Here is a 20,028-nt window from a genome sequence, read left to right as displayed (position 1 = left end):
GAAATATCGTTCCCACCGCACTGCCTTTGAGTGTAACGACGAAGATTAGCCCACTCAAATGGCTTTTCAGTTTCCTTAATCCGTCATAAAAAGCGAAGTCTTTTTTGTGACATTTCGATACAATTGCGGATCGCAATCCCGCTCTTGAGGTTCAGGGAAGGTCTTTATGCTCGAAATGTTGATGCAATGGTATCGCCGCCGTTTTAGCGACCCGGAAGCGATTGCCTTGCTGGTTATTTTAGTTGCCGGTTTTGGCATTATCTTTTTCTTTAGTGGCCTACTCGCGCCGTTGCTGGTGGCTATTGTGCTGGCCTATTTGCTGGAATGGCCGACCGTCCGCCTACAATCTATTGGCTGTTCCCGCCGTTGGGCGACGTCGATTGTGCTGGTTCTGTTTGTTGGCATCCTGCTACTGATGGCATTCGTGGTACTGCCTATTGCCTGGCAGCAGGGTATTTACTTAATCCGCGATATGCCGGGGATGCTCAATAAACTTTCCGATTTTGCCGCCACGTTGCCGCGACGTTATCCGGCGTTGATGGATGCGGGCATCATTGATGCGATGGCCGACAACATGCGCAGTCGGATGCTCACAATGGGCGATTCGGTGGTGAAAATCTCTCTCGCCTCGCTGGTGGGATTGCTGACCATTGCCGTCTATCTGGTGCTGGTGCCGCTGATGGTCTTCTTCCTGCTAAAAGACAAAGAGCAAATGCTGAATGCCGTTCGTCGGGTGCTACCACGTAACCGTGGGCTGGCAGGTCAGGTCTGGAAGGAAATGAACCAGCAAATCACCAACTACATTCGCGGTAAAGTGCTGGAGATGATCGTGGTGGGGATAGCCACCTGGCTGGGTTTTTTACTCTTCGGGCTGAACTATTCACTACTGTTGGCGGTACTGGTCGGCTTCTCGGTGCTTATCCCGTACATCGGTGCTTTTGTGGTGACTATTCCCGTAGTGGGGGTGGCGCTATTCCAGTTTGGAGCAGGCACTGAATTCTGGAGTTGCTTCGCGGTGTATCTGATTATCCAGGCGCTGGACGGTAACCTGTTAGTTCCCGTGTTGTTCTCCGAGGCGGTCAACCTGCATCCGCTGGTGATTATTTTATCGGTGGTGATCTTCGGTGGGCTGTGGGGATTCTGGGGCGTATTCTTCGCCATTCCTCTGGCGACACTAATTAAAGCGGTGATTCATGCCTGGCCCGATGGCCAAATCGCACAAGATTAACCTTCATTCCGGAATGTGAGATGTGCTGGCCGCAAGCGCAGCCAGCACGGAATGGAGCAAAGTAATCAGGCGTGTTCTTTCAGCCAGTTAATCACTACGTCGTGGTGATTGCTGGTTTTGAAATCGTCAAATACATGTTCGATTTTGCCGTCAGCGTCGATCAGGAAGCTGATGCGGTGAATACCATCGTAGGTTTTGCCCATGAAGGACTTCTCTCCCCAGACGCCGAATTGCTCGCACACCTGGTGATCCTCATCAGACAGAAGCGTAAAGTTGAGCAGCTCTTTTTCCGCGAAACGGAAGAGTTTTTCGGGTTTATCAGTGCTGATACCCAGCACATCAACACCGGCTTTTTTCAACTCATCCATGTTATCGCGTAAGCCGCAGGCCTGTACGGTACAGCCGGGGGTCATGGCTTTCGGGTAGAAATAAACCAGAACACGCTGTCCCTGGAAGTCGGCCAAATTAACTTGCTCTCCGTCTTGATCCGGCAAGCTAAATTTCGGTGCGATGTCACCGGCTTTCAGTGGATTCATTACTTAACTCCATCCTGTTCATCATGTTGGGAATAATTGACGACGCTAATACTGCCTTGCGCATTGAGTTCTGTACATAGTGCTTTGAAGGCTTGTTCAATATTTGCTGAATCCGCAGACGCCGGGCTGTGGGCTGTGATCTGAATATGTAGTTGTGCAGCGCGTTCATTTTCAGCAGGTTGCGTGCGAGACACCAGCTCCGCAATGTTCATATGGTGCGCGTCAAAAAGTGCGGTAAAGCGTTCAATTAAATGTGGTGAGTCTGCTACATCGACCTGAACCCAGACAGATGCTGGCATCGGCGGACGCGGACGAGCCGTCGTTCGCTTCATCACGATTAACAGATCCAGCTCGGCACCTTTCAACGGTAACGTTGATTCGATCAAGGTGATTGCGTTCCATGAACCGGAAAGCAGCATGATAAAAGTGAACTCTTCTCCCAGCATCGCCAGGCGACTGTCTTCAATATTACAGCCGCAACTACTGACATGACGGGTGATAGTGTTCACAATTCCGGGGCGATCGGCACCCAGAGCAGTAATCACCAGATAATGTTGCGATGACAGTGTCAAACCGGTTATTCCTTCAAGGGGGAGAGTAGCTCTTAAGGAAAGCATAAAAAAAACATGCATACAACAATCAGAACGGTTCTGTCTGCTTGCTTTTAATGCCATACCAAACGTACCATTGAGACACTTGTTTGCACAGAGGATGGCCCATGTTCACGGGAAGTATTGTCGCGATTGTTACTCCGATGGATGAAAAAGGTAATGTCTGTCGGGCTAGCTTAAAAAAACTGATTGATTATCATGTCGCCAGCGGTACTTCGGCGATTGTTTCTGTTGGCACCACTGGCGAGTCCGCTACCCTGAATCATGACGAACATGTTGATGTGGTGATGATGACGCTGGAACTGGCTGACGGGCGTATTCCGGTGATTGCCGGAACCGGCGCTAATGCTACTGCGGAAGCCATTAACCTGACACAGCGTTTCAATGACACTGGCATCGTTGGCTGCCTGACGGTAACCCCTTATTACAACCGCCCATCGCAGGAAGGTCTGTATCAGCATTTCAAAGCCATCGCTGAACATACTGACCTGCCGCAAATTCTGTATAATGTGCCGTCCCGCACTGGCTGCGATCTGCTACCAGAAACGGTCGGCCGCCTGGCGAAAGTAAAAAATATTATCGGAATCAAAGAGGCAACAGGGAACTTAACACGTGTTAACCAGATCAAAGAGCTGGTTTCAGACGATTTTGTTCTGCTGAGCGGTGATGATGCGAGCGCGCTGGACTTCATGCAATTAGGTGGTCATGGCGTTATTTCCGTTACGGCTAACGTTGCTGCGCGTGATATGGCTCAGATGTGCAAACTGGCGGCAGAAGGGTATTTTGCCGAGGCACGCCTTATTAATCAGCGTCTGATGCCATTACACAACAAACTATTTGTCGAACCCAATCCAATCCCGGTGAAATGGGCATGTAAGGAACTGGGTCTTGTGGCGACCGATACGCTGCGCCTGCCAATGACGCCAATCACCGACAATGGTCGTGAGACGGTCAGAGCGGCGCTTAAGCATGCCGGTTTGCTGTAAAGTTTAGGGAGATTTGATGGCTTACTCTGTTCAAAAGTCGCGCCTGGCGAAGGTTGCGGGTGTTTCGCTTGTTTTATTACTCGCTGCCTGTAGTTCTGACTCACGCTATAAGCGTCAGGTAAGTGGTGATGAAGCCTACCTGGAAGCAGCACCGCTTGCGGAGCTTCATGCCCCGGCAGGCATGATTTTGCCGGTGACCTCCGGTGATTATGCAATCCCGGTGACCAACGGTAGCGGTGCTGTCGGTAAGGCACTGGATATTCGTCCACCAGCCCAGCCGCTGGCGCTGGTATCTGGCGCACGTACCCAGTTCACGGGCGATACCGCTTCACTGCTGGTAGAAAATGGTCGTGGCAATACTCTGTGGCCGCAGGTGGTTAGCGTGCTGCAGGCGAAAAACTACACCATAACCCAACGCGATGATGCCGGTCAGACGCTGACCACCGATTGGGTGCAATGGAACCGTCTGGACGAAGACGAGCAGTATCGCGGCCGTTATCAAATCTCTGTTAAACCGCAGGGTTATCAGCAGGCGGTAACGGTGAAACTGCTGAACCTGGAGCAGGCGGGCAAACCGGTTGCAGACGCGGCTTCCATGCAGCGTTACAGCGCGGAGATGATGAACGTCATTTCCGCTGGCCTGGATAAATCCGTTACTGACGCGGCGAATGCAGCGCAAAATCGTGCTTCCACCACCATGGACGTACAAAGTGCTGCTGACGACACCGGTTTACCAATGCTGGTTGTTCGCGGGCCGTTCAACGTGGTTTGGCAACGTCTGCCAGCGGCGCTGGAAAAAGTGGGCATGAAAGTGACCGACAGCACCCGTTCGCAGGGCAGCATGGCCGTGACCTATAAGCCGCTGTCTGACAGCGACTGGCAGGAACTGGGCGCTCGCGATCCAGGCCTGGCATCCGGCGACTATAAACTGCAGGTCGGTGATTTAGATAACCGCAGCAGCTTACAGTTCATCGATCCGAAAGGTCATACGCTGACTCAAAGCCAAAACGACGCACTGGTATCTGTCTTCCAGGCTGCGTTTAGCAAGTAAAAATACAGGGCTGGAATCATCCGGCCCTTTTTTCTGATATGATACGCAAACGTGTGCGTCGACAGAAAAACGCAATTTTAGCGTTAATTCGCACGAAATTTGTTTGTCGGACACAGGTCGGATAAGGCGTTCACACCGCATCCGACAAAACATCTGGCACACCAGACAGCAAAAGATTTTAAAACGTTAATTCACACCCAGGAGTGATAAAGATGCAAAAGCAAGCTGAGTTGTATCGTGGTAAAGCGAAAACCGTATACAGCACGGAAAACCCGGATCTGTTGGTGCTCGAATTCCGCAATGATACGTCAGCAGGTGATGGCGCGCGCATTGAGCAGTTTGATCGCAAAGGTATGGTGAACAACAAGTTCAACTACTTCATTATGAGCAAACTGGCTGAAGCGGGTATCCCGACTCAAATGGAGCGTCTGCTCTCTGATACTGAATGTCTGGTGAAAAAGCTGGATATGGTGCCGGTTGAGTGTGTCGTACGTAACCGCGCCGCTGGCTCTCTGGTGAAACGTCTTGGAATCGAAGAAGGTATTGAGCTTAACCCGCCGCTGTTCGATCTGTTCCTGAAAAACGATGCAATGCACGACCCGATGGTTAACGAATCTTACTGCGAAACCTTTGGCTGGGTAAGCAAAGAGAACCTGGCGCGTATGAAAGAGTTGACCTACAAAGCGAACGACGTGCTGAAAAAACTGTTCGACGATGCCGGTCTGATTCTGGTCGATTTCAAGCTGGAGTTTGGTCTGTACAAAGGTGAAGTGGTACTGGGCGATGAGTTCTCCCCGGATGGCAGCCGTCTGTGGGACAAAGAAACGCTGGAGAAAATGGACAAAGACCGTTTCCGCCAGAGCCTCGGTGGCGTGATCGAAGCCTATGAAGCCGTCGCCCGCCGCCTGGGTGTAGAGCTGGACTGATTTTTTCGCTCATCATCTTGCCGTGCTGTTGGCACGGCAAGACAACCGCTTTTGTAAGACGTGAATTGAACGCTCATTCCTCCATCATTTCCTCCTGTTTTCCTGTGGTAATCTTCCTCTGAACCACCTACGATCATCACTATAATGAATATATTGTTGAGGTATCTATGCGCTGGCAAGGGCGTCGTGAAAGTGACAATGTTGAAGACAGGCGAAACAGTTCTGGTGGTCCGTCAATGGGCGGTCCCGGTTTTCGCCTGCCAAGCGGTAAAGGTGGGCTGATTTTACTGGTAGTGGTGCTGGTCGCTGGCTACTATGGTGTTGATTTAACCGGGCTGATGACTGGACAACCTGTTTCTCAGCAGCAATCAACGCGTTCAATTAGCCCAAATGAAGACGAAGCGGCAAAATTTACCTCGGTGATTCTGGCTACCACAGAAGATACCTGGGGGCAGCAATTTGAGAAGATGGGGAAGACTTATCAGCAACCGAAGCTGGTGATGTATCGCGGGATGACGCGCACCGGTTGCGGAGCCGGGCAGTCCATTATGGGGCCGTTCTATTGCCCGGCGGATGGCACGGTCTATATCGATCTCTCCTTCTATGATGACATGAAAGACAAGCTGGGCGCGGATGGCGATTTTGCCCAAGGGTATGTTATCGCCCATGAAGTCGGTCATCATGTACAGAAACTGTTAGGTATCGAGCCGAAAGTCCGTCAACTGCAACAAAATGCGACGCAGGCGGAAGTGAACCGCTTATCTGTGCGTATGGAACTTCAAGCCGACTGCTTTGCCGGTGTCTGGGGACATAGTATGCAGCAGCAAGGCGTTCTGGAAACTGGCGATCTGGAAGAGGCTCTGAATGCGGCGCAAGCTATTGGCGATGACCGCTTACAACAGCAAAGTCAGGGGCAGGTGGTGCCGGACAGCTTTACTCATGGTACTTCTCAACAACGCTATAGCTGGTTTAAACGTGGTTTCGATAGTGGCGATCCGGCACAATGCAATACTTTCGGTAAAAGTATTTAACTCTCGGGGCAGGGATGGCTGAACTGACTGCGCTACACACATTAACAGCGCAAATGAAACGCGAAGGGATTCGCCGCTTGTTGGTGTTGAGCGGGGAAGAGGGCTGGTGCTGTGAACATGCACTGAAATTGCGTGACACATTACCCGGTGACTGGTTGTGGGTTTCGCCGCAGCCAACTACTGAAAACCACTGTACGCCATCGGCGCTACAAACTTTGCTGGGGCGCGAGTTCTGTCATGCCGTATTTGACGCCCACCAGGGTTTTGATGCTGCAGCATTTGCGGCGCTTAGTGGGACACTGAAAGCGGGAAGTTGGTTGGTTTTGTTGCTTCCTGTATGGGAAGAATGGGAAAACCATCCCGATGCCGATTCTCTGCGCTGGAGTGATTGTTCCAGTCCCATTGCTACTCCACATTTTGTCCAACATCTCAAATGCGTCCTTACGACGGAGAACGATTCTATTCTCTGGCGACAAAACCAGCCGCTAACGTTGGCTGACTTTGTTCCCCGTACTGACTGGCAACCCGCTACTGGCGCACCACAGCCGGAACAGCAACAGATACTACAGCAGCTTCTGACCATGCCGCCTGGTGTGGCCGCGGTAACTGCTGCGCGCGGGCGCGGTAAGTCGGCACTGGCGGGGCAACTCATTTCCCGTATCGCAGGTCGTGCGATTGTTACTGCGCCTGCGAAAGCCGCAACGGATGTGCTGGCACAGTTTGCGGGCGAGAAGTATCGCTTTGTGGCACCAGATGTATTATTAGCCAGCAATGAGAAAGCCGACTGGCTGGTGGTCGATGAAGCCGCAGCCATTCCCGCACCGTTACTGCATCAACTGGTATCGCGTTTTCCGCGTACTTTGTTAACCACTACGGTGCAGGGCTATGAAGGCACCGGGCGCGGATTTTTGCTGAAATTTTGCGCTCGTTTTCCGCATCTGCAACGTTTTGAATTGCAACAACCGATCCGTTGGGCGCAGGGATGTCCACTGGAAAAAGTGGTCAGCGAGGCACTGGTTTTTGACGATGAAAATTTCACGCACGCACCACAAGGCGAGATCACCATTTCTCCATTTGAACAGATATTATGGCGCAGTGAGCCGGAAACACCGTTAAAGGTTTATCAATTATTGTCTGGTGCGCACTACCGGACGTCGCCACTGGATTTACGGCGGATGATGGACGCACCCGGACAACATTTCCTACAGGCGACTTGCGAAAACGAGATCGCCGGGGCGCTATGGTTGGTGGATGAAGGCGGATTATCTGAACAACTCAGTCAGGCGGTCTGGGCCGGTTTTCGTCGTCCGCGGGGAAATCTGGTGGCTCAATCGCTGGCAGCGCACGGCAGCAATCCACTGGCGGCGACATTACGCGGGCGGCGTGTCAGTCGGATAGCCGTTCATCCGGCGCGTCAACGGGAAGGCATAGGACAACAGCTTATTGTCAGCGCCCTGAAATATACGTATGACCTCGATTATCTTTCTGTGAGTTTTGGTTACACCGATGAATTATGGCGCTTCTGGCAACGATGTGGTTTTGTGCTGGTGCGGATAGGTAACCATCGCGAAGCCAGCAGCGGCTGTTATACGGCGATAGCGCTGTTACCTGTTAGCGAAGCGGGGAAACAACTGGCGGAGCGTGAGCATGACCGTTTACGCCGCGATGCGCAAATTCTCGCGCAGTGGAATGGCGAAACTATTCCGGTTGATCGGCTAAACGACACCGTGCTTTCTGACGACGACTGGCTTGAACTGGCTGGTTTTGCTTTCGCTAATCGTCCGCTTTTAACGTCGTTAGGTTGTTTAACGCGTCTGCTACAAACCAGTGAACTGGCGTTACCGGCGCTGCGTGGACGCTTGCAGAAAAGCGTCAGCGACGCGCGGTTATGTACCACACTTAAACTTTCAGGCCGTAAGGCATTGCTGGCCCGCCAACGCGAAGAAGCCGTGCAGGCGCTATTGGCACTTGATGATGTTCGCACTGAACGCCTGCGCGATGGCATAACGCAATGGCAATTTTTTCACTGACTCCTTCAATTTTCTCTCATGGTCATTGTGAGTCAGCGGCGTAAAATTACTGACATCAGTTAAGGAGTTCGCCATGAAACATGACCATTTTGTTGTTCAAAGTCCGGACAAACCAGCGCAACAGTTGTTACTGCTTTTCCACGGTGTTGGGGATAATCCAGTGGCGATGGGGGAAATCGGCAGTTGGTTTGCGCCGCTGTTTCCGGATGCGCTGGTGGTGAGTGTCGGCGGCGCGGAGCCGAGTGGTAATCCGGCAGGGCGTCAATGGTTTTCGGTGCAGGGTATAACGGAAGAAAATCGCCAGGCGAGGGTAGATGCCATCATGCCGACGTTTATTGAGACGGTACGCTACTGGCAGAAACAGAGCGGAGTAGGGGCTAACGCCACGGCGCTGATCGGTTTCTCACAAGGGGCGATTATGGCACTGGAGAGCATTAAGGCCGAACCGGGTCTTGCCTCACGCGTAATAGCCTTTAACGGGCGTTATGCCAGCCTGCCGGAAAGCGCATCTACTGCCACGACAATTCACTTGATTCACGGTGGTGAAGATCCGGTTATCGATCTGGCACATGCGGTTGCGGCACAAGAAGCGTTAATTAACGCTGGTGGTGATGTCACGCTGGATATCGTGGAAGATTTGGGGCATGCGATCGATAATCGCAGTATGCAATTTGCCCTGGATCACTTGCGTTATACCATTCCGAAACATTACTTCGACGAAGCGTTAAGCGGCGGTAAGCCCGGCGATAATGATGTGATTGAAATGATGTGAAAAACAGGTGCCAGGTGCGTAGGCCGGATAAGGCGTTTACGCCGCATCCGGCTATGGTGCCTGATGCGACGCTGAGGCGTCTTATCAGGCCTACGGTTGAAGGCCAGACATTGTCCGGCTCCTCCAGTTTACTTCTTCGGTTGATCCTTCTTCGGCCAGTCGTCGTCATCGTCCCACTTATCGTTGAAATCACGATGCGGGGGAAGCTCCGGCTTGTTGGCGAGAAATTTCTTATGGTCGACGCGCTTGAGATCTTTGATCACATTCAGCAGAACGCCCACCAAAAAGACAATCACCAGAATCCACCAATATTTAGCCAGCCAGTCCATGCTTATTTCCTCTTGCAGAACTACTCATCAGGCGACGAGCTGTTCCATGATACGTTGATACATACGGGCAAGTAGCTGCAGGTCGGCAGCATTGACGCATTCATTAATTTTATGAATGGTGGCATTGACCGGCCCGAGTTCCACCACCTGCGCCCCCATGCGGGCAATAAAGCGCCCATCGGACGTTCCGCCTGTGGTCAGTAGCTGCGGTTTAATTTCATTATAGTGCTCAACAGCGTTGACTACCGCATCGACCAGTTTACCGCGCGCGGTCAAAAATGGCTGTCCGGAAAGCCACCAGTCAACGGTGTAGCGTAGCTGATATTTTTCCAGTAACGCATGAACCTGCGCTTTGATCATTTCGTCTGTCAGTTCAGTACTGAAACGAAAGTTAAACTGTATATACAGCTCACCCGGAATGACGTTATTACTGCCAGTACCCGCCTGAATATTAGCTACCTGCATACTGGTTGCCGGGAAAAATTCATTACCCTTATCCCACTCGATAGCCACTAACTCATTGAGGAAAGGTGCTGCGCGATGCACGGGGTTATCTGCAAGGTGTGGGTAGGCTACGTGTCCCTGCACGCCATGAATAGTAAGGTTACAGGTCAACGAGCCGCGACGGCCATTTTTCACTACATCACCGACAACTTCGATACTCGACGGTTCGCCAACCAGGCAGTAATCCAGCCGTTCACGACGCGCCATTAAGGTTTCAACCACTTTGACCGTGCCGTTGTGGGCGCTGGCCTCTTCGTCTGAGGTGATCAGAAACGCCAGTCGACCTTTATGGTTGGGATGTTGCGCGACAAAGCGTTCTGCCGCCACGACCATCGCCGCCAACGACCCTTTCATATCTGCCGCGCCGCGCCCGAATAACATACCATCACGAATGGTCGGTTCAAATGGTGGGTTGATCCAACGGTCGGCATCGCCAGGCGGTACAACGTCGGTATGTCCGGCAAAGGCTAACGTTTCTCCCTGTCCACGCCACGCCCAGAAATTCTGCGTATCCGCAAAGTCCATGCGTTCGACGGTAAAACCGATCGCCTGTAAACGTTCGATCATAATTGCCTGACACCCTGCGTCATCAGGACTTAAGGATGGGCGGCGAATAAGCTGCTGTGTCAGCTCAATAACCGGACACGACATAGACTACACCTCATGGAAAAATTGCTGATAACTGGATTCACTGAAACCCAGCAGCATAGGCTTCCCGGGCGCGCAGAGCAATGGGCGTTTGATAATTGCAGGCATTTCAGTCATTAATGCCGCAGCAGACGCCGCATCGGTGATTTTATTGCGAGTGATTTCGTCCAGTTTACGCCAGGTGGTGCCACGGGTGTTGAGTAACGCTTCCCAGCCTAATTCGTTGATAAATGAGTTCAGCAATTCACTGTCCAGACCATCAACACGGTAATCGTGAAAGCGAAAGTCAATGCTATTGGTTTCCAGCCAACGGCGGGCTTTTTTAATGGTGTCACAGTTTTTGATGCCGTAAAGGGTAACCATAATGAATCCTTTTGCGATTATTAAGAATAAATAATCATTTAACGGGCAATACATTTCCCCTGCAAATGATTGTCAGAGAATATAACATTATTAAGGTATTTCACTTAACAACTATTAAATAATTGTGAGCAGTTTGAACGCAATTATTAAGAATATTCCCCTAGGTATCTGTCTGTATTTCAAGCAGAATTGATTCAGTATTAGAATCCGTATGAATATGTTGAAATGTTGCTTTGCATCACATAAAAATCCCTGTCTCAGGGCCATAGTATTTACATAGGTTTTGCCCCGGAGGTAGTAATCACAGCAATCGAATAAATTAGCTTCACCACGGTATATTGTTTCCGTAGAATACCCATAATTATAAGAGAGGTTGTTATGATTGAACGTGAACTGGGGAACTGGAAAGACTTTATCGAAGTTATGCTTCGTAAGTAATTACCAGGACAAAAGGTAAAATGAAAGAACCTGATGAACAGGTTCTTTATCAGAAAGTTGAAAAAGGCGACACGTTGGCATGTCGCCTTTTTTATTGTTTATTCCGGCCGGGGTTTCAGCGGGAAGCGGCGACGTACCAGCACAAAGAATAGCGGTACGAAGTAAATTGCCAGAATGGTAGCGGAAATCATCCCCCCCATTACGCCAGTACCAACCGCATGTTGTCCGCCGGAGCCAGCACCGCTGCTGACTGCCATCGGCAGTACGCCGAAGACAAACGCCAGCGAGGTCATTAAAATCGGGCGTAAACGCTGGCGGCAGGCATAAAGCGTTGCTTCAAAAAGGTCGTGGCCTTTTTGATTCATCTCGTTAGCGAACTCGACAATCAGAATGGCGTTTTTCGCTGATAAACCAATGACCGTTAACAGTCCCACCTGGAAATAAACATCGTTTTCCAGCCCACGCATCCAGGTTGCCAGCAGCGCGCCGATAACCCCCAATGGCACGACCAGCATCACCGAGAACGGCACCGACCAGCTTTCGTACAGTGCTGCCAGACACAGGAACACGACCAGCAATGAAATCGCATACAGCGCCGGAGCCTGCGCGCCGGAAAGCCGTTCCTGATACGACATTGCCGTCCACTCCAGACCGAAGCCGTTCGGCAATTGCTGAACTAACGATTCCATAATATCCATTGCAGTACCGGTACTGACGCCCGGCGCAGCTTCCCCGACAATCTCTACCGCGGAATAACCGTTATAGCGTTCCAGACGCGGCGAACCTGTTTCCCAGCGGGAGGTCGCGAAGGCAGAGAAAGGCACCATGCCGCCGTCTTTGTTACGCACATACCACAGATTGATGTCATCTGGCAGCATGCGATACGGCGCGGCAGCCTGCACATAGACTTTCTTCACGCGACCGCGATCCATAAAGTCATTTACATAGCTCGAACCCCACGCGGTTTGCAGCGTGTCGTTAATATCGTCAATGGCAACGCCCAGCGCCTGGGCTTTACGTTGGTCGATATCAATCTGCAACTGCGGACTGTCATCAAGACCATTATGGCGCACACGGGTTAATTCCGGGTTTTCTGCCGCCAGCGCCAGTAACTGGTTACGTGCTGCCATTAGCGCATCGTGACCCGCCCCGGCGTGGTCCTGCAACTCCATATCAAAACCCGCAGAACTGCCAAGACCGCTAATTGCTGGCGGGCTGCTGGCAATAACTCGGGCTTCTTTAATCTTATTAAATTCTTTCGTTGCACGTTCGATAATGGCAAACGAGGTGCCGGTTTTACTGTCGCGTTCGCTCCAGTCTTTCAGGCGGATAAACATCCGCGCCACGTTTTGCCCGTTGCCGCCAGGGCCAGAACCGACCGTGGCAAACACCGACGTGATGTTGTCTTTCTCATGAGTGAAGTAATACTTCTCGATCTGTTCCACCACTTTCAGGGTTTGTTGCTGGGTCGAGCCGCTGGGCAACTGCACCGAGGTGGTGAACATGCCACGGTCTTCCAGTGGCAGGAACGACGTTGGCAGACGCAGGAACAGAAACACCATGCCGCCAAGTAGCAGGACATAAATCACAATCCAGCGCAGGCTGCGGTGGAGAATTTTCGCCACCCCTTTTTCGTAGCGTTCGGCGTTGCGGTTGAACATCTGGTTAAACCAGGCAAAAAAGCCTTTCTGCCCGTGATGCTCACCTTTTTTCAGTGGCTTAAGTAGCGTGGCGCACAGTGCCGGAGTGAGAATCATCGCCACCAGTACCGACAGCACCATCGCCGCAACAATAGTGATGGAGAACTGGCGATAGATAGCCCCGGTGGTGCCGCCGAAGAAGGCCATTGGCACAAAAACAGCCGAAAGCACCATCGCAATCCCGACCAGCGCGCCCTGGATCTGACTCATCGATTTCCGCGTCGCCTCGCGGGGCGAAAGTCCGTCTTCGCTCATAATACGTTCGACGTTTTCCACCACCACGATGGCGTCATCCACCAGCAGGCCGATCGCCAGCACCATCGCGAACATGGTTAAGGTGTTGACGCTGTAACCGAAGGCGTAAAGCACGGAGAAGGTTCCCATCAACACTACCGGTACGGCGATAGTCGGAATCAGCGTGGCACGGAAGTTTTGCAGGAACAGGTACATGACGAGGAAAACCAGTGCGATAGCTTCCAGCAGAGTTTTCACCACGTCTTCAATGGAGGCCTTAACAAACGAGGTGGTTTCATATGCCACCTTGTACTCCAGTCCGGGGGGGAAATACTGCGCCAGTTCATCCAGACGGTTGAGCACCAGCTCCGCCGTTGCCATTTCGTTCGCGCCGGAGGCCAGTTTTACTCCCAGACCCGAGGCTGGCTTACCATTAAAGCGGCTAAGATAATCATATTTCTCCGCTCCCATTTCGACGGTGGCGACATCGCCCAGCCTTACTTCTGAACCGTCCTGATTCACCCGCAAGGTGATATCACGGAACTGTTCAGGCGTTTGCAACAGCGACTGAGCGTTAATGGTGGCATTTAGCGCCTGTTTATCAACAGAAGGTGTTCCGCCAAGTTGCCCAACCGCAATCTGCGCATTCTGCGACTCAATGGCATCAGTGACATCTTTGGCGGTCATCTGGAAACTGTTCAGTTTTGCCGGATCAAGCCAGATACGCATCGAATACTGCGAACCGTAAGCGTCAATATCACCAACGCCATTAACACGGCTTAACGGATCCTGAATATTACTGGCAACATAATCGGCAATATCCTGTTTATCCATTGAACCATCAGTAGAGACGAAGGCAATGGTCAGAATGTTGGTATCGCCAGTTTTACGTACCGTTACGCCCTGATTTTGCACCGCCTGGGGGAGTTTACGCATGGCTGATTGCAACTGGTTTTGCACCTGTTGCACTGCTTCGTCCGGGTCTGTGCCTGCTTTAAAACTGAGCGTCACCGACGCCTGGCCGGTGCCGCTGCTTTGTGACGACATATACATCAGGTTATCGAGGCCAGTCATATTCTGCTCAATAACCTGGGTCACGGTGTTTTCCAGCGTCTGGGCCGACGCGCCAGGATAGTTAGCCGTTACTCGCACATTAGGGGGGGCGAGATCCGGGTATTGTTCAACAGGCAATGAAAAAATCGCCAGGGTTCCTGTCAGACACAACAGGATTGCCAGTACCCAGGCAAAAATGGGGCGATCAATAAAGAAATTCGCCATTAAAAGAGGACCTCGTGTTTCTGCGTATCGTTATGGGCATACCTTGCTTCACTGTAGCGGCAAGGTACGAGCCAATCGTGGAGAAAAAAAGGAGATAATGTAAATTATCAGCACTCGGTAGCAAAGTTTGCATAAGCGTAAAGTAACGGCAGCTATCTCTTTCCATTGCGGTGCATGAACGGAATGTTTTTCTAATTTGTTGAATTTTTGATAAAAAATACAGCGATTTTTTATTTTGATATCGCAAGGAAGAGCATCATTCGAACCCTGTCAGCGAAAACTCACCTTTACAAATGTAAAGCCGCAGCAGGATGTTAACAAAATTTCTTCTTAACGGAATCGTTGCCCGGCATCGTTTTTCCCGGAGAGCTTGCAAAAAGCGGATATTTCGTTTGTCTGGTTCCATATCAATAAGCGAGGAAACTGCTCGTTTTTGCTGACGCTCATCAACATACTAAACACTATTTTATGACTTCTGCTAATAATCATATGAATATATAGAGATATTAAATCGATGTCATGTATGATTCTTGTATTTTGTTTGTGTGGAATTATTTTTGATATCTATTGTTTTATACGAATATGACTTGCTCTCTATCTTATTAATTAACGTCGGGTATCTTTTTCCTCTATGGTTCTTAAAATGAGAAGACCATTTTTTTTGTTGAAAATCATATGCTAAGTGATGTTGTAAATATTCTTAGCTTTCTGAGAAAATATTTTAATCATCTTGGTAGGTACACCGTGAACTATTCTTCATATGGATCGATCTGTTTTATAGATCGATTTTCATTTATCGATCTATAAAAACTATATGACTTTATTTAAATAAACTGTCACTATTTTTAATATCTATTTCATGGAGGGGGTGTCGCTCCGGATGAACTATTGCCAATAAAATGTATTGGCATGGTTTGCAATGGTTTTTTATTAACTTTTGCATTACATGTGTTTATGTTTATTGAGTATAATTAATTGATTTTATTTATATTTTTTCTTTGTGCGGAACATTTTAAAGACTGTTTTGGCACCTTGTTTCAGGCAGGCTAACAGTAGCCCACTATTAACTAGTGAACGGTAGATGAAGATGTAATATGGAAGTGATTAATCACTAACTTGTCGATAATAATGATTTTATGTTGTTGGTTAAATATCAGCAACGGTGGCGTGTTAGCGCCAAAAATAAAAAACTTTACTCTGATGAATGTTTTTGGATGTTTTTCAATACTTGTTATGGGTAAGAGGGATATTGCGCCAAATCTTATTAAATTATATTGCGCGCAATATGTGTTTATTACCAGAGCATTGGGATAAAAAGTTCTCTGTTGTGAAAATCATAATCGGTGAGTTTGTTTCTTTCCTCAAAATAAGGCGCTTTATTGAACTTTAATTAAAAAGGAATAATACGTGCTGGCGAACCTGACGACATTTAGCGGCGGCACCACCACGCTGGCGGCGGGTTCAACGCTTAACACCGGCGTATTCACCCAGCAGGATGGCAGCGTTCTGAATATCAACCTTGGGGAAGACGCCAGTAGCCCAATCATCACCGCCGACAGCGCCTCGCTGGACGGTACGCTGAATATTACTGGGGTGGGTAATATTCAGGAGCCGCTCAGCCATGATCCCTACACCTTCACGCTGATCGACACCGATGGCACCATCAACGGCGACTTTGACGACCTGACCGTCGCCGGAATGAAGACGAGAGCGATCGACTTCCTGACGGTCGCGGGTCGTATTAACCCCACGGATAACTCGCAGTACGAGCTCGCTACCTCGCTGTCCTGGTACGCAGATGAAAACAGTGCGGTCACAGATGCTCACGGAACCTTCACCCTGAGCGATCCCGATGGCAGCTTTACGCTGAACACCATACTGGCCGATGTTGCCCCGAACGACGCCACTCGCTGGGATGGTTCAACGCTGACCAAAGCGGGTGACGGCACGTTGATCCTGAACACTGCCAACACTTACAGCGGTGAAACTCGCGTCACCGAAGGCACATTGTGGCTGACGGATACCGGAGTAATTGGCGTGCCGGATGCGTCTGGCCAGGGGGCTGTAAATGTTGACTCTGGTGCCACTTTCGGCGGCAGCGGCGTAGTGAACGGCGATGTCTACAACAGTGGCAAGATTGCTATGAGCCATGAAGGCGAAACGGGCAACACACTAACCATCAACGGTAACTACACTGGCGACAACGGTAATCTGTATTTCAACACGCAACTGGGCGACGACAGTTCACCAACCGATAAACTGGTCATCTCCGGTGATACTTCGGGTAACACGACGGTCTATGTTGCTAACGTCAATGGTAAAGGCGCACAGACGAAAAATGGTATTGAAGTGATCGATGTCGGCGGCCAGTCAGAAGGTGCCTTTACCCAGGGTAACCAGGTGCAGATTGGGCTGTATGAATACCGTCTGTATGAAGATGAAGGCGACTGGTATTTACGCTCACAATCCACCGTTCCACCGGAACCGGATGATAGTGGCGATGTCCCGGTAACGCCGCAATATCGCCCTGATATCGGCGCTTACCTCGGTAACCAGTGGATGGTGCGTAACCTGCAAATGCAGACGTTGTACGATCGCGAAGGTAGTCAGTACCATAATGAAGATGGCAGTGTCTGGATGCGTTTCAAGGCGGGTAATGCCGGGTCGCAGGCGGCTGACGGCAATGTTGATATCAACAACAACTATTCGCAGTTTCAGTTGGGCGGCGATATCCTGGCGTGGGATAACGACAGGCAGAGTCTGAAAGTCGGCGTGATGGCCAGTTACATCAACGCAGACACCGACAGCGAGGGTAATCGTGGCGCGGACGGCAGTCGGTTCAGCGCGACAGGTAATGTTGATGGCTACAATCTCGGAGTATATGCGACCTGGTTTGCTGATGCGCAAAACCATCAAGGGGTTTATGTCGATAGCTGGTATCAGTATGGCTTCTACAACAACAGCGTGAGTAACGGTGACGTAGGTTCTGAGGGTTATGACTCCACGGCACATGCCATCTCGCTGGAGACGGGCTACCGCCACGATATTGCGCTGAGTAACCAGAATACAGTGAGCCTGATACCACAGGCGCAGGCGACCTGGCAGAAGTATGATGCTGACAGCGTTATCGACAATAACGGCACTCGTATTGACGATCAGGATAGTGATAGCTGGACCACCCGTCTGGGGCTGCGTGTGGATGGTAAATTGCACAGGAACGCAACATCCATGATCCAGCCATTTGCCGAAGTGAACTGGTTGTACACTAGCGGTGATGTTTCAGTTTCGTTCGATGGCGCGGAGATGAAACAGGATAGCCCGACTAACCGGGCGCAGGCGAAAGTAGGGATTCAGGCGAACCAGGACTGCCAGTGGAGTATTACTGGCCAGGTTGTTGGTGAGACAGGAAGCCATAACTATAACGATCTTAATGGCAGTCTGAACCTGCGTTACAGTTGGTAAAATACAGAGGGCTTACCCGGTGTTGTTTCGCCGCCGGGTAAGTAAATGTATCAGGCTTATATCAGTCGTAGAGCCTTATTTAAAGTCGGCTTATTTCGAGCATGGATGTCAAATAAGCTGGCTTTCCTCACCCTCCGCAGAGCGAAAGCTAATACTCACTAACGTGCCACCGCCAGAAGGTTGCGAAAAAGTCAGCGTACCACCCAGCCGTTCTGCACGCTCGCGCATGATATTCAGACCATAATGACCTTCGGGTTCTTTCGGTTCACCGATGCCGATACCGTTATCACGGATATAGACCGTGTGATTGCCGTCCGGCGCGGTGACGCAACTGACGGCAATTTCGCTGGCGTTGGCGTGCTTCATCGCATTCAGCACCGCCTCGCGAATAATTTGCAACAAATGCACTTGCATTTGTGCATCCAGCGCCAGGGTTGGCAGACGGCAGTCGAGCGTCAGTCTGGCACTGGTTTGGTTTTGCAACGCATCCAGCATTTCACGCAGCGCAGAGGGGAGATCCGCCTGCTGGAGTGTCAGACGGAAAGTGGTCAACAGCTCGCGCAACTGCCGATAAGCATCATTCAACGCCTGGGAAAAATCGGCCATGATACTTTGTGCGGTGGCGTTATCTTCCGGTATCGAACGCTTCAGTAATGTCAACTGGATACGTAAGTAAGAAAGCACCTGTGCCAGCGAGTCGTGCAACTCGCGGGCGATGGTTGCGCGTTCTTCCATCAACAGCAACTGCTGAAAATGCTTCTGCGCCTGATTAAAGTACAAACCACGGCCCAGCATCGACGAAACGCTGTTAAGCAGCGGTTCTGACGCTGACACGTTACTATTTTGCCAGTGTAGTTCGCCATACACTGTCTCTTGCATGGTCACCGGCAAAATTTGCATCGGCAGTTCAGGGTTTGGCTTTCCTTCGCTAATCCGCCAGTTTTCACCAACGTTAAGCTCCAGGTAATCAGCCGCTTCATTGTCGCGAACAATCTGCAAAATATGACGGAAACAATGTACATCAATCTGGCTGGTATTTAGCGCCTGCGAGCATTGGTACAGCACTTCCAGACGGCGCTTCGCTTCGTGGAGATCGCGGGTTTTTTCTTCTACTGACGCCTCCAGCGAGCGGTACAACTTATGCAGCTCGCTCGACATCTGGTTAAAGGTTTTTGCAAGCAGCCCCAGTTCATTCGGCAGGCTGGTATCCAGTGGCGGTGAGTCGAACTGCCCGTGTTCAATACGCTGACTGGCGGTCACCAGATGATTCAGCGGAGCAACCACCTGATGGCGTATGCGGCGCAGAGTAAAAAAGACCAGCGTGAAAATACCGATGCCGCCAGCCAGAGAAATCGCCACCACCAGCAGCATTTTGCGTTCAGCGTAGTGCTGCAAAGCCAGCACGAACAGGTCTATCTGATTGACATAACTATTGATATTAGCCTGATACCACGGCAAATCGCCGTTAATGAGCCGGTTATTCATCTCCAGCCAGTTGGCATTTAAATGCGCATAGCGAGTTTTTACCGCTTCTGGCACATACCAGACGTTGAGATTGGTTAATACCGGTGAATGCAGTGCCTGCTGGAACAGTTGGCGATGCGCATTGAGCTGCGGGCTGCCGCGTTGCAGATCGTAACCCAAACGATAACTTTGCATACGTAGCGATCCGGCAATATTGATCGCTTCGGCATCGCGCAAACTGCTCGCCAAAGTTAGCAGAGCAATACCAGTGGAAAGGATCGACAGCAGCACAATGTAAAAAAAGGCCCGGGCCAGACTGGCCGAGACGGGTCGTTTGACAATCACACGCGTCTTCTCCACATAAAATAATTAATGTTTCAGGTCGCTGAAACGCAATTTAATAAGCGATGAGATTATTTGATCTGCCACAGTTTATA

At 50.6% G+C, this 20,028-nt stretch carries 15 protein-coding genes and 1 pseudogene; 9 read left to right on the top strand and 7 right to left on the bottom strand.

The genetic code is table 11. The features are described from left to right. Window positions 1-166: 166 nt before the first annotated feature. Window positions 167-1,228: an AI-2E family transporter gene (locus tag BEA93_RS11820; protein ID WP_000892035.1), complete on the top strand. Its 1,062-nt coding sequence runs from the start codon at window positions 167-169 to the stop codon at window positions 1,226-1,228. Window positions 1,229-1,293: 65 nt separating this feature from the next. Here the strand turns inward: BEA93_RS11820 and bcp are convergent, their stop codons facing one another. Both bcp and BEA93_RS11810 read right to left on the bottom strand, forming a co-directional pair. Next, window positions 1,294-1,764: a thioredoxin-dependent thiol peroxidase gene (gene bcp, locus BEA93_RS11815; protein ID WP_001068673.1), complete on the bottom strand. Its 471-nt coding sequence runs from the start codon at window positions 1,762-1,764 to the stop codon at window positions 1,294-1,296. Further along, window positions 1,764-2,336 carry a glycine cleavage system transcriptional repressor gene (locus BEA93_RS11810; protein ID WP_010378971.1) on the bottom strand — a complete coding sequence of 191 codons (573 nt, stop codon included), beginning with the start codon at window positions 2,334-2,336 and terminating at the stop codon, window positions 1,764-1,766. The genes bcp and BEA93_RS11810 overlap by 1 nt, the downstream gene beginning before the upstream one ends. A 146-nt stretch (window positions 2,337-2,482) precedes the next feature. Between BEA93_RS11810 and dapA the strand changes: the two genes are divergently transcribed. From dapA to ypfH, 6 genes are all read left to right on the top strand, one after another. After that, complete coding sequence (gene dapA / locus BEA93_RS11805; protein ID WP_001516863.1) at window positions 2,483-3,361, top strand: 4-hydroxy-tetrahydrodipicolinate synthase; 879 nt, start codon at window positions 2,483-2,485, stop codon at window positions 3,359-3,361. A gap of 16 nt (window positions 3,362-3,377) precedes the next feature. Then, window positions 3,378-4,412, top strand: coding sequence for an outer membrane protein assembly factor BamC (gene bamC, locus BEA93_RS11800; RefSeq protein WP_001516862.1), 1,035 nt, complete (start codon window positions 3,378-3,380; stop codon window positions 4,410-4,412). Between the two features lie 212 nt (window positions 4,413-4,624). Then, window positions 4,625-5,338, top strand: coding sequence for a phosphoribosylaminoimidazolesuccinocarboxamide synthase (gene purC, locus BEA93_RS11795; RefSeq protein WP_001516861.1), 714 nt, complete (start codon window positions 4,625-4,627; stop codon window positions 5,336-5,338). 167 nt (window positions 5,339-5,505) lie between these two features. Further along, window positions 5,506-6,369 carry a KPN_02809 family neutral zinc metallopeptidase gene (gene ypfJ, locus BEA93_RS11790; RefSeq protein WP_001267513.1) on the top strand — a complete coding sequence of 288 codons (864 nt, stop codon included), beginning with the start codon at window positions 5,506-5,508 and terminating at the stop codon, window positions 6,367-6,369. 14 nt (window positions 6,370-6,383) lie between these two features. Beyond that, a complete protein-coding gene (tmcA, locus tag BEA93_RS11785; RefSeq protein ID WP_105224829.1) occupies window positions 6,384-8,399 on the top strand; it encodes a tRNA cytosine(34) acetyltransferase TmcA in 2,016 nt (671 codons plus the stop codon). Window positions 8,400-8,472: 73 nt separating this feature from the next. Beyond that, the gene (gene ypfH / locus BEA93_RS11780) at window positions 8,473-9,171 is read left to right on the top strand and encodes an esterase (protein ID WP_000679835.1); all 699 of its coding nucleotides are present in this window, start codon (window positions 8,473-8,475) and stop codon (window positions 9,169-9,171) included. A gap of 128 nt (window positions 9,172-9,299) precedes the next feature. On the opposite strand, the gene BEA93_RS11775 is transcribed toward ypfH, so the two are convergent. The 3 genes from BEA93_RS11775 to BEA93_RS11765 are packed head-to-tail and all read right to left on the bottom strand — an operon-like array spanning window position 9,300 to window position 11,015. Continuing rightward, the gene (locus BEA93_RS11775) at window positions 9,300-9,500 is read right to left on the bottom strand and encodes a YpfN family protein (RefSeq protein ID WP_000383836.1); all 201 of its coding nucleotides are present in this window, start codon (window positions 9,498-9,500) and stop codon (window positions 9,300-9,302) included. Window positions 9,501-9,527: 27 nt separating this feature from the next. Continuing rightward, entirely contained in the window at window positions 9,528-10,655 is a 1,128-nt protein-coding gene (dapE, locus tag BEA93_RS11770) for a succinyl-diaminopimelate desuccinylase (RefSeq protein ID WP_105224830.1), read from the bottom strand. A 3-nt stretch (window positions 10,656-10,658) separates the two neighbouring features. Next, entirely contained in the window at window positions 10,659-11,015 is a 357-nt protein-coding gene (locus BEA93_RS11765) for an ArsC family reductase (protein ID WP_000258263.1), read from the bottom strand. 378 nt (window positions 11,016-11,393) lie between these two features. On the opposite strand from BEA93_RS11765, the gene ypfM reads away from it, so the two are divergent. Further along, a complete protein-coding gene (ypfM, locus tag BEA93_RS11760) occupies window positions 11,394-11,453 on the top strand; it encodes a protein YpfM (protein ID WP_001386977.1) in 60 nt (19 codons plus the stop codon). Window positions 11,454-11,551: 98 nt separating this feature from the next. Here ypfM and acrD read toward each other — a convergent pair whose 3' ends face one another. Next, entirely contained in the window at window positions 11,552-14,665 is a 3,114-nt protein-coding gene (acrD, locus tag BEA93_RS11755) for a multidrug efflux RND transporter permease AcrD (protein ID WP_085449137.1), read from the bottom strand. A gap of 1,416 nt (window positions 14,666-16,081) precedes the next feature. On the opposite strand from acrD, the pseudogene BEA93_RS11750 reads away from it, so the two are divergent. After that, window positions 16,082-18,127: pseudogene (locus BEA93_RS11750) on the top strand (autotransporter outer membrane beta-barrel domain-containing protein); the annotation flags it as partial. 108 nt (window positions 18,128-18,235) lie between these two features. Here BEA93_RS11750 and narQ read toward each other — a convergent pair. Continuing rightward, the gene (gene narQ, locus BEA93_RS11745) at window positions 18,236-19,936 is read right to left on the bottom strand and encodes a nitrate/nitrite two-component system sensor histidine kinase NarQ (RefSeq protein ID WP_010378985.1); all 1,701 of its coding nucleotides are present in this window, start codon (window positions 19,934-19,936) and stop codon (window positions 18,236-18,238) included. Window positions 19,937-20,028 lie beyond the last annotated feature (92 nt).

This window comes from Escherichia sp. MOD1-EC5950 (assembly GCF_002965345.1).
In the GTDB taxonomy this organism is placed as follows: domain Bacteria; phylum Pseudomonadota; class Gammaproteobacteria; order Enterobacterales; family Enterobacteriaceae; genus Escherichia; species Escherichia marmotae.
The sequence above is the reverse complement of the archived record's forward strand: the minus strand, read 5'-3'. Positions and strand labels throughout refer to the sequence as shown.